This is a genomic window from Gordonia sp. (in: high G+C Gram-positive bacteria), from assembly GCF_052106715.1.
Classification (GTDB): Bacteria; Actinomycetota; Actinomycetes; order Mycobacteriales; family Mycobacteriaceae; genus Gordonia.
Map to the genome: position 1 here is coordinate 107,779 of NZ_JBQEDL010000010.1, position 14,543 is coordinate 122,321.

Annotated in this window: 19 protein-coding genes and 1 pseudogene; 7 read left to right on the forward strand and 13 right to left on the reverse strand. The window is 65.7% G+C overall.

The features are described from left to right. Positions 1-4 precede the first annotated feature (4 nt). Positions 5-796 carry a type I methionyl aminopeptidase gene (gene map / locus ACTIMF_RS07365; protein WP_442349628.1) on the forward strand — a complete coding sequence of 264 codons (792 nt, stop codon included), beginning with the start codon at positions 5-7 and terminating at the stop codon, positions 794-796. A 60-nt stretch (positions 797-856) separates the two neighbouring features. After that, complete coding sequence (locus ACTIMF_RS07370) at positions 857-1,321, forward strand: Rv0361 family membrane protein (RefSeq protein WP_442349629.1); 465 nt, start codon at positions 857-859, stop codon at positions 1,319-1,321. Here ACTIMF_RS07370 and ACTIMF_RS07375 read toward each other — a convergent pair. The 13 genes from ACTIMF_RS07375 to ACTIMF_RS07435 all read right to left on the reverse strand — a co-directional run bounded on the left by ACTIMF_RS07375 (position 1,305) and on the right by ACTIMF_RS07435 (position 12,597). Beyond that, positions 1,305-2,546: a glycosyltransferase 87 family protein gene (locus tag ACTIMF_RS07375; RefSeq protein WP_442349630.1), complete on the reverse strand. Its 1,242-nt coding sequence runs from the start codon at positions 2,544-2,546 to the stop codon at positions 1,305-1,307. The genes ACTIMF_RS07370 and ACTIMF_RS07375 overlap by 17 nt on opposite strands. Positions 2,547-2,601: 55 nt before the next feature. Next, the gene (gene dtd / locus ACTIMF_RS07380) at positions 2,602-3,054 is read right to left on the reverse strand and encodes a D-aminoacyl-tRNA deacylase (RefSeq protein ID WP_442349631.1); all 453 of its coding nucleotides are present in this window, start codon (positions 3,052-3,054) and stop codon (positions 2,602-2,604) included. 10 nt (positions 3,055-3,064) lie between these two features. Further along, complete coding sequence (locus ACTIMF_RS07385) at positions 3,065-3,247, reverse strand: hypothetical protein (protein ID WP_442349632.1); 183 nt, start codon at positions 3,245-3,247, stop codon at positions 3,065-3,067. A 142-nt stretch (positions 3,248-3,389) separates the two neighbouring features. Next, positions 3,390-3,791, reverse strand: coding sequence for a phage holin family protein (locus ACTIMF_RS07390; RefSeq protein ID WP_442349633.1), 402 nt, complete (start codon positions 3,789-3,791; stop codon positions 3,390-3,392). Between the two features lie 48 nt (positions 3,792-3,839). Next, the gene (locus tag ACTIMF_RS07395) at positions 3,840-4,679 is read right to left on the reverse strand and encodes an MlaE family ABC transporter permease (RefSeq protein ID WP_442349634.1); all 840 of its coding nucleotides are present in this window, start codon (positions 4,677-4,679) and stop codon (positions 3,840-3,842) included. 1 nt (position 4,680) lies between these two features. Next, the gene (locus ACTIMF_RS07400; RefSeq protein ID WP_442349635.1) at positions 4,681-5,439 is read right to left on the reverse strand and encodes a hypothetical protein; all 759 of its coding nucleotides are present in this window, start codon (positions 5,437-5,439) and stop codon (positions 4,681-4,683) included. Positions 5,440-5,482: 43 nt separating this feature from the next. Next, positions 5,483-6,451 (reverse strand): MlaD family protein, encoded by a 969-nt coding sequence (locus ACTIMF_RS07405; protein ID WP_442349636.1) that lies wholly within the window; start codon positions 6,449-6,451, stop codon positions 5,483-5,485. Next, positions 6,448-7,455 carry an MlaD family protein gene (locus ACTIMF_RS07410; protein ID WP_442349637.1) on the reverse strand — a complete coding sequence of 336 codons (1,008 nt, stop codon included), beginning with the start codon at positions 7,453-7,455 and terminating at the stop codon, positions 6,448-6,450. Before ACTIMF_RS07410 ends, ACTIMF_RS07405 begins: the two co-directional genes overlap by 4 nt. Before the next feature lie 38 nt (positions 7,456-7,493). Then, on the reverse strand, positions 7,494-8,609 hold the full coding sequence (locus ACTIMF_RS07415) for an MlaD family protein (RefSeq protein ID WP_442349638.1): 1,116 nt from the start codon (positions 8,607-8,609) through the stop codon (positions 7,494-7,496). Next, positions 8,609-9,658: an MCE family protein gene (locus tag ACTIMF_RS07420; RefSeq protein WP_442349639.1), complete on the reverse strand. Its 1,050-nt coding sequence runs from the start codon at positions 9,656-9,658 to the stop codon at positions 8,609-8,611. Before ACTIMF_RS07420 ends, ACTIMF_RS07415 begins: the two co-directional genes overlap by 1 nt. Continuing rightward, positions 9,655-10,683, reverse strand: coding sequence for an MlaD family protein (locus tag ACTIMF_RS07425; RefSeq protein WP_442349640.1), 1,029 nt, complete (start codon positions 10,681-10,683; stop codon positions 9,655-9,657). The genes ACTIMF_RS07420 and ACTIMF_RS07425 overlap by 4 nt, the downstream gene beginning before the upstream one ends. Further along, positions 10,680-11,735, reverse strand: coding sequence for a hypothetical protein (locus tag ACTIMF_RS07430; protein WP_442349641.1), 1,056 nt, complete (start codon positions 11,733-11,735; stop codon positions 10,680-10,682). Before ACTIMF_RS07430 ends, ACTIMF_RS07425 begins: the two co-directional genes overlap by 4 nt. A gap of 4 nt (positions 11,736-11,739) precedes the next feature. Then, complete coding sequence (locus tag ACTIMF_RS07435; RefSeq protein ID WP_442349642.1) at positions 11,740-12,597, reverse strand: MlaE family ABC transporter permease; 858 nt, start codon at positions 12,595-12,597, stop codon at positions 11,740-11,742. 408 nt (positions 12,598-13,005) lie between these two features. Here ACTIMF_RS07435 and infA point away from each other — a divergent pair, with 408 nt between their 5' ends. The 5 genes and pseudogenes from infA to ACTIMF_RS07460 form a co-directional block, all read left to right on the forward strand. Beyond that, positions 13,006-13,227, forward strand: a complete 222-nt coding sequence (gene infA / locus ACTIMF_RS07440; protein WP_007616247.1) for a translation initiation factor IF-1 — start codon at positions 13,006-13,008, stop codon at positions 13,225-13,227. A 30-nt stretch (positions 13,228-13,257) separates the two neighbouring features. Further along, a complete protein-coding gene (gene rpmJ, locus ACTIMF_RS07445; protein WP_009679193.1) occupies positions 13,258-13,371 on the forward strand; it encodes a 50S ribosomal protein L36 in 114 nt (37 codons plus the stop codon). 176 nt (positions 13,372-13,547) lie between these two features. Next, positions 13,548-13,916, forward strand: a complete 369-nt coding sequence (gene rpsM, locus ACTIMF_RS07450; RefSeq protein WP_442349643.1) for a 30S ribosomal protein S13 — start codon at positions 13,548-13,550, stop codon at positions 13,914-13,916. Next, entirely contained in the window at positions 13,916-14,323 is a 408-nt protein-coding gene (gene rpsK / locus ACTIMF_RS07455) for a 30S ribosomal protein S11 (protein ID WP_237008999.1), read from the forward strand. Before rpsM ends, rpsK begins: the two co-directional genes overlap by 1 nt. A 22-nt stretch (positions 14,324-14,345) precedes the next feature. Then, positions 14,346-14,543 (forward strand): annotated as a pseudogene (locus tag ACTIMF_RS07460) (30S ribosomal protein S4); the annotation flags it as partial.

Sequence of the window (14,543 nt, forward strand, 5' to 3'; positions counted from 1 at the left end):
CACTGTGGGATTCCGTAAACCCAAAGCCGTTCCGTTTCGGACGGCAGGCGAACTCGACGTCATGGCCGCCGCAGGCGAGATCGTCGGGGCGGCGCTCGTCGCCGTCCGGGCGGCCGCCGTCGTCGGCGCCAGCACCCTTGATCTCGACGAGGTCGCCGAGACGGTAATCCGGGAGGCCGGAGCGGTTCCGTCCTTCAAGGGCTACCACGGTTTCACCGGGTCGATCTGCGCTTCCGTGAACGACGTCGTGGTGCACGGGATTCCGTCCAAGGACGTCGTTCTGGCCGAACACGACCTCGTGTCCATCGACTGCGGAGCCATCTTCGACGGCTGGCACGGCGACTCGGCGTGGACGTTCGGCGTCGGAGACCTCTCGGCAGACGATCGTGACCTCAACGAGGCCACCCGCCTGTCGATGGAGGCGGGAATCTCCGCGATGATCGACGGCGGACGTCTGACCGACGTGTCCGCGGCCATCGAAGCCCGAACCCGTGCGGCCGAAACAGAATTCGGCCGCACGTTCGGGATCGTCGCAGGTTACGGCGGACACGGTATCGGCCGCGAGATGCACATGGAACCCTTCCTCCCGAACGAGGGCAAAGCCAACCGCGGCCCCCGTCTGGTGGTCGGGTCGACGCTCGCCATCGAACCGATGCTGACGCTCGGCACGCGGGACACCACCGAGCTCGACGACGGCTGGACCGTCGTGACCGACGACGGCACGCGCGCCTCGCACTGGGAGCACACCGTCGCCGTGACCGAGGACGGTCCGCGGATCCTCACTGTCCGACCCTGATTTCGCGCTGTCCCTGATTCGCAATCGTCGCGATCGTGGCGGAGTACGATTCTGTCCACTATGGCGACGCAATCGAACGCACCCGACACCGGGCGGTCTGCTCCAGACCGACGGCGACGGCTCGCTGCCCTCGGGATCGCGGCCCTCTGCGTGCTCGCGGTGATCGTCGGCGGCTATGCGATCTACCGCGCGGCGACCTCTGGCGACGGACCGAAGTCGGACACCGAACAAGTCGAAGCCCAGGCGCGCGGATATCTCGGCGACATGTCGCGCGGTGACCTGCGGGGAGCGAGCGAACGCATGTGCCAAGCGCTCGGCCCCGTCGTCAGCGGCGGGGGCGGAGTCCCGGACCTGCCGACAGGCGGCAACGAGACGCGCAAGGCCGAGATCGTCGTCGACGACGTCACCATCACCGGTGACAGTGCGAGCGTCGCCGGAGTGCTGCGCTACGGCTCCACCACGACCGATATTCCGATGACCCTGCGCCGCGAGAGCGACGGCTGGTGCATCACCGACGTGCAGTGATTCGAGTGGCGTCGCGCGCTGGCCACGCACCGATGGCGAGCACTCCGACCGTGAAGATCACGTACGACGCCCCGATGATCTGCTGCCACCATGTCCACGTCAGTTCCAGATCGTCACGCGCGGGCAACAACCAGTGCGGTCCCAGGTAGAACAGGACGAGGGCCGCCCCGATCGCGGCGGTGAGCCAGCGGTCGCGGCGTCCATCCGCCCTGTTCACGAGGGCAGCGTCCACCGCGACGGCGAGGGCGGGAACCACCCATACCCAGTGGTGCGACCAGCTGATCGGCGACACCAGAAGGATCACGCCCGCGTTGACCAGCAGCGCCGTGGTCAGCTTGCCGTCGGCGATCAATCGGCGCATCCACACCGCCGCGAAGATCACGGCGATCGCCGACAGTCCCAGCCACAGCAGCGTCGACGTCGACTCGCCGAGACCCAAGCGGAAGACCAGGCCCTTCAGCGACTGGTTGCCTGCGAAGTGCGGGGCGCCGATGCGGCCGGTCTCGCTGAGTTTGTGGAACCAGTACTCGCGGGAGTCGTCCGGCATCACGAGCCAGGCGACGCCGACTGCCGCGATCGTGGAGACGATGGTCGTCGCGAACGCCCGCCAGTCCCGGCGCAACAGGAACAGCAGGAGGAACCCTGCCGGAGTCAGCTTGATCGAGATCGCGATCCCGATGAGGATCCCGCGTGGCCACTTGTCCGATCTCGTGAGGACGTCGAAGGCGACGGCGGCCATGAGAAGCGCGTTGACCTGACCGAATCCGAGTGTCTCCCGAACCGGCTCGATGTACTCGGCCGCAGCGACGGTCGCGAGGACAACTGCCAACCGGACGCCACGATCGGTCGACGGCCGGATCCGATCGAGGACGAGCCACACGGTGAGAGCGATAGCGGCCAGGCTCAACGCGAACATGACGGCGCTCGCCGCAGCTTCGGGGAGCGCGGCCAGTGGAGCGAAGGCGATGGCGGCGAGCGGGGGATAGGTGAACGGGAGATGGACCTCGCCGTTGCCCAGCGCAGGGAGGGGACCGTAGACGCCGTCGCCGTCGAGCCAGGCCTGTGCGCCGAGTCGGTACACCATCAGGTCCAAGTACCCGTGCCAGGCGCCGAGGGCCAGACCGATCACGGTGGTGAGCGCCAACAGCAGTGCGGCCGCCCCGATGAGCACTGCGGGCGAGCGAGCACTCACAGATCGGACACGGGCGGTGGACGGCGATGGCACCGCGCAAGAATACCAGTGCTGCCTGCGCAAACACCGGACCGGATAGGTGTGGCGATCAGACGTCGAGGATGATCGTCACGGGCCCGTCGTTCACGAGGTCGACGTTCATATGGGCGCCGAATCGGCCGGTCGCCACAGTGGAGCCCGCCTCGCGCAGCGCGGTGACGACGGCGTCGACCAACGGCTCGGCGACCGGGCCGGGAGCCGCCGCGTTCCACGACGGGCGGCGGCCCTTCGCGGTGTCGGCGTAGAGGGTGAACTGGCTGATCACCAGGATGGGCGCATCGAGGTCCGCGGCCGAGGCCTGTGGCCGCACGCCGTCCCCGTCGAGGATCCGCAGACCGCGGATCTTGTCGGCGAGGGTGCGGGCCTTCGCTTCGTCGTCGTCGTGGGTGACCCCGACGAGCGCGACGAGCCCCTGCGCGCCGTCGGGCAGATCGAGCGACCCGACCACCTCGCCGCCGACGGTGACCGCCGCTGCACTGACTCGCTGAAGGACTGCGCGCATGTCTGCGAGGTTAGTCGACGGCGCTACTGTGTGACCGGCCCGCCGGTCTCGGCGCCCGGGCGCCCGGCTCGTCGTCCCGCAAGATCGGGCGGTACTGGTCGGAGTCGGCCGCCTGGTACATCGGTTCGCCGATGCGTCCCTGCAGACCGAGCCAGTACTCCGAGTTGGCTTGGACTTGTCGGGGTTGGCCCACGCGCAGCTCGGGCAGTCGACACCCTTCTTGTGGTTGATCGAGAACGCGACCCCGGCCGACCGAGCGGCCGAGCAGAGATAACGGACATTCGTGCCGGGGTCGACGACGGATCCGTGCCACCACCCTCAGGCGGCCGCAGGGATCACAGGTTCTCCACCCTGTCCTTCATCATCAGCGCTGCCAACCAGCCGACGATCGAGATGACGATGGCGCCGAAGATCGCCGACCAGAAGATGTCGTCCACCTCGAGGCCGACGTGGAAGACATTGTCGGTGAGCCAGGCGGTCAGCTTGAGCATCAAGGCGTTGATGATGATGTGGATCAGGCCGAGGGTCACGATGTACAGCGGGATCGCGAGGATCTGGATGATCGGCTTGATGATTCCGTTCACGAGACCGAAGACGACGGCGACGAGCAGTACGACTCCGAGCTTGTTCCACCAGGACGTCAGATCCCCGAAGTCGAACTCGACGCCGGGGACGATGAGAGTCGCGATCCACAATGCGAGGCCGGAAAGGGCGCTTCGGATCAGAAATGCACGCATGGAGTCCATATTGTCACGGGGCCGGAACGAATCACGCGAAGTGCGGATTTAGCCGATCTGGATCGGGAAGAACACCGTGTAGACGAGCGTGATGATGAAGTTGACGCCGATGATGGCGACCGTCGAGATGACGACGGTGGCGTTGACACCGTTCGCGACGCCCTGTGGGCCGCCGCGCGCCTCGAGGCCCCGCTGGCAGCCGACGACGCCGATGATGATGCCGAAGACGATCGCTTTGATCACGCCGAGGAGCAGGTCGCGGCCCGACGCGAACGCGCCGAACGACTGCCAGTAGCTGCCTGGCCCGACGCCCTGGATCGTCACCGCGAGGTAGAACGCGGCGACCACTCCGACCAGGATGATGAACAACGCGAGTAGCGGAGCGACGATCGCAGCTGCGAGCACCCGTGGGACGACGAGACGTTGGATCGGGTCGACGCCCATCGTGCGCATCGCGTCGATCTCCTCACGCACGGTTCGTGCACCCAGATCGGCGGCGATGGCCGACGCTCCCGCCCCGCCGAGGAGGATCCCGGACGCCAACGGAGCCGCCTGCTGGATCACCGCGAAACCGCTCGCGGCGCCCAGTAACGACTGTGCGCCGAGCTGGTTGATGATGTTGCCGATCTGGATGGTGACGATGACACCGAAGGGGATCGCCATCAGGAACGCGGGCACCGCGGTGACGCTCACGAGATACCAGCCCATGACGACGGTCTCGCGGATCTTCAACTCGCCGCGGACGATGTCCAGGAACATCTGGATGATCGAGACGATTGCCAGGCGGAACGTGCGCCCCAGCGTTCGGATCGGGCCGAGCGCGTTGTCGTTGACGTTGTCGGCGAAGCCGCTCAACGCGGACGGCCGCGGCCGGTCATCGATACGCATGTCAGTTACCGGGCGCCCCGTCGGCGGGCGGGGCGCCGGGGGCTGCGGGCGCGGGCGCGGCCGGTGCCGGTGCTGCAGGCGCCGGTGCATCGGGTGTAGATCCGAGGTTCCCTGCGACGGTGTTCGTCGGGTCGCCGACCTCGGTGATGAGCCAGTCCTTCGACCGGTCGAGTGTCAGTTTGTAGACAGCGACGGCATTGGAGCCGTTCGGATTCTGCACGGTCGAGGTGTTGACGTTGACGACGGCGTCTACCCGATACAGGTCGCCCTCGGAGTCGGAGACCGACGTCGTCACCAATTCGGCGCTCGTCTTCATGCGCAACGGGGTGATGATCTGTTCCATCGTCTGACCAACCGCGTCGTAGCGCTTGGACAGTTCCGGGCTCACGCCCTTCTTCATCGCCGTGATCCACGGCGTCAGATCCTGGTAGTCGAGCGTCGCCGCTGACACCGCGTACTTGCCTGCCACCTCTTGCGCACCCGCGTCGTCGGCGGCGCTCGCCCGCATCGCGTCGAGGTCGCTGCGGGCGGACGAGTCCCGGAGCACGAACAAAACCGTCGTCGCAGCCAGTACGACGATCAACAACCCGGCGAGCAGTGAGGCGATCAGGGCCGGAATCGACATCGTCACCTGACCCCGTCCGCCCGACCCCCTGGCGTTCTTCTGGGTCAACGTCTCGTCGGCGGTCGTCTCGTCGACCGCGTCGTCGACGGTGTCGACCGTGGCCACGTCGCTCTTGTCGGTGTCGTTCTCAGACATCGGATACTCCTGTTCGATACGAAAATGCAGTCGGGTGGGTGAGTCAGTTCGGCTGGGTGATGACGAGGGTGACGCCGTCGCCGCCGCCGAGCAGTTTCAACGCTTGGGCGAGGACGGCGCTCATGTCGATCTGCGGAACGGTGTCGTCGACCGCGACAGCGATCGGCATGAGCGGACCGACGGCGTCCATCACCGGCGGGACGATGTCCGCGAGGTATGGGTTGAGCTTCGCGAGGAAGGGCGCGAGCGAGTCGCGCGCCGCCGAGTTCAGATGCCCCTTGTCGACGACGTCGCCGGTCGCCTCCAACGCGGCCAGGAACTTGACGACGATGTCGCGCAGACCGCCCGAGAACTGGGGCAGTGCCTTGATGACCCAGTCCAGGTCGGACGTGTAGACCTGCGTGTTGGCGAACATCCTCCGCATCTGCGGTGAGTGCGTCATCAACATCGTCGCCACCAGGCGGGTCCCGTCGCTGATCCGATCGAGCGATCCCTCGGTGCCGTCGAGGGCCTGTGCCACGGACTCCAAGATCCCCGACATCGGCCCGGCGTCGAACACCGACGACATCGTGGAGATCTTGTCGAAGATCCCGGGGATCGATTCGGGTTCGTCCAGGTTCTTCGCGGCGATCGTCGCACCGTTCTCCAACGCGGGCCCGCCGCGGGAGCCGGGCGCGAAGTTCAGGTAGGGCTCGCCGAGCGCGGACTGCAGACCGACCGACAGAACGGAGTCGGCGGGCAGCGAATTGGCGGCGTCGTATCGGAGCACCAGAGTGGCGCCGTCCGGTTGGATCCTGACGTCGGAGACCTTCCCGATCCGGACGCCGCTGACGAACACACCGGTGTCCTCGAGGACCAGGTTGGTGTCGGTGACGCCGACGTAGGCGGTCTTCGTGTCCTGGAGGGGTCTCCAGTGGTAGGCCTGGGTCGCGAGGTAGGCCCCGCAGACGATGATCACCGTCGCGAACGCGATGACGTTCAGCGCCAACTCGATCCGGCTGCTCCGGTTCATCGGATCATCCCCAACATGCGGAAGACGCGGACCATCTCGCGGGAGAGGTCACGATCGGACACGCCATTCTCGACCGTCACCGACCGCAGATTCACCCCTGGCGCGTTCTTGAGCCATGGCAGGACTTTGTCGTCGATCACATCGGTGAGCAGTTCGGCGTTCGAGACGTCGTTGCCGGGGAAACCGGGGATCAGGAGCGGGGTGACGACGTCTCGGACCACTCGGGTCAGGCTCGAGAGGACTGGCACCAGCGGCATCGCCGGACCGAGGGCGTCGGAGAGTCGGGCGAGGATGGCGACCATGTAGGTGGTGCTGCTGATGGCTCGGAACTGGTTGACGCCAGCCGGGCTCAAGGCGAATTCGAGGGTGCCCTTCGACGCCGCGAGTTTCCGGGACAGACCTGCGACATCGTCGAGGACGGATCCGAGGTCTGCGGTGTTCGACGCCCAGGTGTCGAGAGTGTCGGCGAGGACCGACCGGATCTCGACGATGTCCTTCCGATCCTCGGGGAACTGGCCGTTGAGTCGACTGAAGGTGGCGCCCAACTGCACCAGACTTCCGCTGCCGAGGAAGTTCGCGAGGCTCGAGAGGAGCTGCTCGATCTCGACCGGTTCGGCGGCCTGCTCGATGCGCAGCGTCCCGCCCTCAGGCAACGCGTCGGCAGTCGGGTCGGACGGGTTGGTGATCGCCACGTAGGTGTCGCCGAGCAAGGTGTCCTGTTTGATCTCCAACCGGGCCCTCGCCGAGACGACGGTCGACTCATCGATCCGCATCGTGACTCTGGTGGCGCCGTCGGCCGGCTCGATCGCCGACACACCCCCTGCGTCGATGCCGTTGACGAGCACTGTCGAATCGCGCGGGAGGTTCACCGCCGTAGGGACCAGCGCACTGATCGCACGACCGTCCCGAAGGCCTTGGGGTGTCGGCAGGTTCTCGGGTGCGAACTCGGCGTACGTCGAGCAGCCCGTGACAGCGAGGGCAGCGACCAGTGCGATCACGATCATGCGGGCGACGGGACCTGGTGCCGTGTGAAGCGAGGCGGTCATCGGGCCGCTCCCGTCAAGGTTAAGGCCAGCGTCAACGCGTCGATGTCCATCCCGGAGGGATCGGTGACGGTGCATTGGCCCGGCGCGTAGCGGTTGATGTTGGCGCACGTTCTGGCCGGATCGTCGGCGGGGATGCGCGTGGTCGGCGGGGTGTATTTGATGCGCAGACCGAGAGAGCGCTGGTCGAAGGAGATGTCGAATGCGCGAATGAGCACCGGCACAATCCCCAGAATGTCGCCGAAGTTGCGCATACCGTTGCCGACCACCCGTGCTATCGGCACGACGACGTCGGTGGCCGGCCAGACGAAGTGGCTGTAGCGGTCGATGACTGTGCTCAGCACCGTGAGCGTCTCCGGGAGTGCGCCGATGATCCGGCTGACGCTGCCGACAGTCGGCAGGATCAGCGGCTTCACGACGTCGGAGATCTGAGTGATGAACGATTCGAGGAACGGCCAGTTGTCCGCGAGACCGGTCGAGAGCGAACTGACGCTGTCGATGATGCGGGACGTGTCGTCCAGCGCACCGGTGATCGGTGAGTTCCCGGGCGTCGCGAGCTGTTTGATGATGGTGTTCAGCAGGGGGCCGGTGCCGTCCAAGGCCTTGTCGAGGTTCGACATGGCCGACAGAATCTGCTTCGTTTCGCGCAGCGGCCCCGCGGTCGTCAATTCGGCCGCGACGTCCGACAGGCTCTGCAGCGACTCGGAGATGGACGCCGGGGTGTTCGTGTTCGCCAGCCGGACACAGTGCCCGCGTTGCAACTCGGGGCCGCCGTCGTAGTCGCCGAGGAGCGCGAGTTGTCGGACGGCGATCACCGACGGCGCCACTGTTGCAGCTTCGGCGTCGGCCGGGATCTGCACGTCGTCGGCAACGGTGAACCGGACGACGGCGTGCCCGCCCGCGGACTCGACGCCGGTGATCTCGCCGACCGGGACGCCGCGCCGGGTCACCTGGTTGCCGTCGAACAGCCCGATCGCGTCGTTGAACTCCGCGCAGTACTGAGCGGTTCGTGACGACCGCGCGTCGGCGATCAGGAATCCGGCGGAGACGGCGACGACGACGGCGATGGCGCCCGCGGTGATCAGCCAGCGCGATGCGAGGATCTTGGCGATCATCAGCACGTCACCCCCGGCATGGGGATGCAGAAGTCGGAGGTCAGCACGATTCTTCCCTGATCGACGACGATCGATCCGTCGGGCTGCACCATCCCCTCGAGGCGGTAGATCAGGTCCCGGGCCTGACCGATCATCGGTGCGTAGCGTTCCATCGAGGGGCCGAACTCTCGACCGACGGCGTCGATCTGGTCGACGAGCGGTTGAATATCGGACAGGTAGATCATGGACAGACCGCGGACTCGCTCGAGGAGCAGTGCCAAATGGTCGAGGACGACGTTGAGCCGTGATCCGAATACCGAGTACTCGGTGACGAACGAGTCGAGATTGCGCGCCAACTGGGTGAGCACGTCACCGTTGGCGTTGATCTGTTCGGAGTAGTCGGCGGCCAGCGCGAGCATGGAGCCGAACTCGTCCTGCCGGTTCTGCAGGTTGGTGAGCATCGATCGCATCGTCGTCAGGTTCTCGCGCAAGGCGTCGGGATTGTCATCGAGTGCCTGCCCGATCTGGGCGATGCTCTTACGTGCGGGCGCCGCATCGATCTCGTCGAGCTTGGGCTGCATCTTCTGGAATGTCTCCGCGAGTGTGAACGGAATGCTGGTCCGGCTCTCCGGGATCGGCTCGTCACCTAATGGGTCGGTGCCGACGGTGGTCAGGTCGATGTAGCTGCCGCCGACGATGGTCAGCATCTTCACGTCGGCGTTGGTCTCGTCGCCCAGGAATGTGCCTGAGTCGACAGCCATCTCGACGTCGACGTGATCGCTGCGCAGTTCGACCTTCTTGACGGTGCCGACGGGCACGCCCGCGACTCGGACGCTGTCGCCGGACCCGAGTTGGCCGGCTTCGGCGAACTGCGCAACGACCCGGTCGTGGCCGGGGGAGTACCAGTAGACGGCGCCGCCCGCCAGAACTGCGACGAGGGTGACGCAGAGCGCTGCGACGCCCCACCCCAGATCGACTGCGCGGTCGTGCGACGCGGTTCGACTGCGCGGGTTGACAACCCACCCGATGAGCGCACCGATCCACCGGACCGGTGCGCTGACGATCTTCATCGCTTGCACAACGTCACCTGGCTGTCGCGGAGGAACACCTGGACCTGCTTCGGGATCTCGGCGCGACCCTTGCCGCATGCCGATGCGGTCGGGGTCGCACCGGGCGCGGGCACCACTGTGTTGATCGTGTCGAGTAGGGCCGGCGCGAGTGAGAGCAACGAGACGGCGGCTTCGAGTGACGGCCTGGCCTGTGCCAGGAAGGAACTCGCGTCCGGGGTCCCGTTGGGCTCGATGCCGAGCGAGGCGAGCAGGTCGTCGGCCTGGATCAGGAGGTCGCCGGTGTTGTCGGCGAGTTCACGCAGCGACGGTGTCCACTGCGCGAGAACGCTACCGAAGCGAGAGACGTAGTCGATGATCGGTGTGATGTATTGCGAACGGCCGGTCACCGAGCCGGAGAGTTCGGCCAGGTTGTCTACGAGCGTGTTGAGCACCGCGTCGCGGTCGTCGACGAAACGGACGACCTCGGTGAGGGAGGCGACGAACTCGCTGAAGGTGGAGCCGTCGCCCTCGATCACCGCGAGCAGGCTCTCGGAGAAGTGATTGATGTCCTCGGTGTTCATGGTTGCGAACACCGGAGCCAGACCGTGGAACACGCGGGTCACGTCGAACGACGGATCGGTCTTGTCGGTGCCGACCACTTGGTCGGTGCGGACCTGGGCGCCAGCCTTCGCCTGCTGTTGCACGTCGACGTAGCGGATTCCCGTCAGGTTGAGGTATCTGATCGCGAGCCGCGTGTCGTCGTAGATCTTCTGGTTCTCGTCCATCTCCATCTCGACGCGTCCCACCGACGTGCCGTCCTGGTCGTCATGGTGAACGGAGATGTCGGTGACCTTGCCGATGCGCGCGCCGAGGACGCGGACGTCGCTGCCGACCTTCAAGCCGGCGACGCTGGTGAAGTCGGCGGTGTACGTCGAGGTCGCAGTATCGATGGGTCGGACGATGGCATTGCTGATGAACAGGCCACCTGCCACACAGAACACGGCGAACACGATCAGATAGAGCAGTGCGCGGGGAAACCTGGTCATTTCGCACCCCGCCCGTGTGCGGGTGGCCGGCCCAGGGCGGCTTTCAGGCCCGGCGCAGATTCGAGCACTGCGTCGACGGTGAGCACCGGCTTGCCGCCGGGGCCCGCGGGCAGGGCCGTGCGGAGCCGCTCGATGAGCGTCGCGATCTGGATTCCGTTGGTCCGCGAATCGGGGAAGGTGGCGTTGACGCGATCGAAGAGTGCGGTCAGCACCGGCATCAGGGGAGCCGTCTGTCCGAGCTCGGAGTCGGAGAGCAGAGCGGTGACCTCGTCCATGACCGGCCCCTCGGTGAACGACAGCCCCTGCTCGGCGAGTTCGCTGAAGCCCTCTCGTCGTGGAGCCTGCCAGTGCATGAGTCGTCGAATCGGCGGAAGGAGATCGTCGAAAGTGCCGCGCACCCCTGCGACTAGTTGCGCGAACTGCGGCAACGTCGTGCGCGGACTCACTACCTGGGTCTCGGCGACGTCGCTCATGATCTGACCGGCCACGCCGAGGATCGGGAGGAGACCGTCGGTCGCTTTCGCGGCGACGGTCAGGATGTCGCTCATGTAGGGGTCGAATGCCTCGTTCTGGACGTCGCTGAGCTTGCGAAGCAGCGTCGTCATCGTCGCGTCCTCGGGCTCGCCTGCGTCGAGTGTGGACCCGTTCTGCATCGCGGTCCCGCCTGACTGGCTCGTGAGGACGACGGCCGATATCCCGAACAGGTTCTTCGGTGCATACGAGACCACCGTCCGGTCGGTGAGGACGGCGAGGGCGTCGTCGGCGCGGTCTCCACTCAAGTCGAGCGTCAGGGCGTAGCTGTCGGGCGCGGGGGCATCAATGTCACTGACGACGCCGACCTCCGAGCCGTTGAGGACGACCGCGGCGCCGGGACGGATACCGCCGGCCACCGAACTCGCCCGGACGGTGATCTCGGTGGTGCCGTCGGGGACCGCCCGTAGCCCGACGACGGTCGCGGCGGTGGCGGCGACGACTGCGGCGATCGTGATCAGTGCGCGATTACGGTAGGCGCCTGCCGAGGCGGACATACCGGGGATGCGGAACTCGGTCATCGACTCACCCTCGGAACAGGAACGGTGAGTTGACGCCCCAGAAGGCGAGGGTCAGGGCGAGGTCGAGGATCATGATGGCGACGAGGCTGGCGCGGACCGCGCGGCCCGACGCGATGCCGACGCCTTCGGGTCCGCCGTGAGCGAAGAAGCCCTTGTAGCAGTGGATGAGGGTGATCGCCACGATGAACGAGACGACCTTCACCGTCGCGGCCACCATGTCGGGAAAGTTCACGAACTGGTCGAAGTAGTGGGCGTACGCACCGCGGGAGCCGCCCCTGACCACCACCACGAAAGCACTGCTGAGGTAGCTGGCGACCAGAGCCACGAGGAACGTCGGGATCGTGGTGAGGATGCCTGCGATGACGCGTGTAGAGACGACGAACGACATCGAGTGCACGCCGATCACCTCGAGGGCGTCGATCTCTTCGCTGATGCGCATGGAACCGATCTCGGCGGTCATGCGGCAACCGGCCTGGATCGCGAAGGCGACGGCGGCGAGGATCGGAGCGAACTCGCGGGTGATCGCGAACGACGACACCGAACCCGTCACCGAGCCGAGGCCGACGAGGTCCAGGGTGCTGTCGGCGATGATCGCGACGGTCGCCCCGGCCGCGACGCCGAGGCCTGCCATGAGCAGTGCTGTGCCGCCGCCGACCACGACTGCTCCTCGACCCCACGTGAGGTCCGTGATGGTGCGGATGGTCTGACGTGGATACCGCAGCGGTGTGACGGGGACGTACCGGATCGTCTGCCACACGAAGGTGAGGAATTGACCGAAGTACGCGAGCGACAGGTCGACCCGGTCCTTCGTACGGATCAGCCGTCGGGCGTATCCGGGAACATATGTAGATGGAATGCCCAATGAATCCCCGACCCCCGTCGTTCTCGTCTGGCGGTGACCGTCTCGTCCCCTCGACCCAACGCATCTATGTGTCAGCCGACACGTTGAGGCTGCGACTTGATTTCTACCACGAAAGTAACAAGATAGCGAGTGTTGTTACATGGCACGTGTGTGCCAGGGTGCAGCGAGGGACGTTTGCCCGAAGGTGTCGTGAATGTGCACATGTGACGTGCAACGGCTCGACTTGGATGCGGCCGCTCACCTCGCGTAGACTCGATCGTCGGTGCGTCGTGCGGTTTCCGCGTGTCCGCAACCGAGTGGCGTGAGCCGCTCGATGCGGAGGGAATCGATGCGTGCCACCGTACCGGAAGTCGAAGGATCCAGGCCCGGAGTCGCGTACAAGCGTGCCTCCGGAGAATCGCGGAGGAAATGGCGAAGAAAGACGGAGCCATCGAGGTCGAGGGTCGCGTGGTCGAACCCCTACCCAATGCAATGTTTCGCATTGAGCTGGAGAACGGACACAAAGTTCTCGCCCACATCAGCGGCAAGATGCGGCAGCACTACATCCGCATCCTGCCCGAGGACCGCGTGGTCGTAGAGCTCTCGCCTTACGACCTGGCCCGTGGACGCATCGTCTACCGGTACAAGTAACCCTCGAAGTTCAACAAGGAGAACGCTGACGTGAAGGTCAAGCCGAGCGTCAAGCCGATCTGCGAGAAGTGCAAAGTGATCCGCCGTAACGGCCGGGTCATGGTGATCTGCGACAACCTGCGTCACAAGCAGCGTCAGGGCTGATCAACGCCCTTCTTTGGGTCGCTTGAACTACAGACAATTGAATATCGCGGATGAACTTCCAGCACCAGTGTTCGCAGACGCGTGAACACCTACCCCCGGTTCAGAGGCCGGGGCCCGACATATGAGTTCGGGGCGGACTGGAAGCAGACCTCTGAACGATACGAAGGAATCGCCACATGGCACGTGTTGCTGGTGTGGATCTTCCCCGCGAAAAGCGGCTGGAGATCGCACTCACGTACATCTACGGGGTGGGTCGCACCACCTCGAAGCAGATTCTCGCCGGAACCGGTCTCTCGGCCGACCTGCGCGCGAAGGATCTGACTGACGCAGACGTCTCGAAACTGCGTGAATACATCGAAGCCTCGGTGAAGGTCGAGGGTGACCTCCGCCGCGAGGTGCAGGCCGACATCCGACGCAAGATCGAGATCGGCTGCTACCAGGGTCTGCGTCACCGTCGCGGCCTGCCGGTCCACGGTCAGCGCACCAAGACCAACGCCCGCACTCGCAAGGGCCCGAAGAAGACCATCGCCGGGAAGAAGAAGTAATGCCTCCGAAGTCACGAAGCGCAGGCCCGAAGAAGGGCACCCGCCGTCGCGATAAAAAGAACATCCCGCTCGGCCACGCGCACATCAAATCGACGTTCAACAACACCATCGTCTCGATCACCGATCCTGAGGGCAACGTGATCAGCTGGGCATCGTCCGGCCACGTGGGCTTCAAGGGCTCGCGTAAGAGCACTCCGTTCGCCGCGCAGCTCGCTGCCGAGAACGCTGCTCGCAAGGCGCAGGAGAACGGCGTCAAGAAGGTCGACGTATTCGTCAAGGGACCGGGCTCCGGTCGCGAGACCGCAATCCGTTCGTTGCAGGCAGCCGGCCTCGAGGTCGGCACCATCTCCGACGTGACCCCGCAGCCGCACAACGGCTGCCGTCCGCCCAAGCGGCGCCGGGTCTAAGCGGGAAAGGAAGAGATAACAAATGGCTCGCTATACCGGCCCCGCAACTAAGAAGTCGCGTCGACTCCGCGTCGACCTCATCGGTGGAGACGCATCGTTCGAGCGTCGTCCTTACCCGCCCGGCCAGCACGGCCGCGCGCGGATCAAGGAATCTGAGTACTTGCTCCAGCTGCAGGAGAAGCAGAAGGCTCGCTTCACCTACGGCGTCATGGAGAAGCAG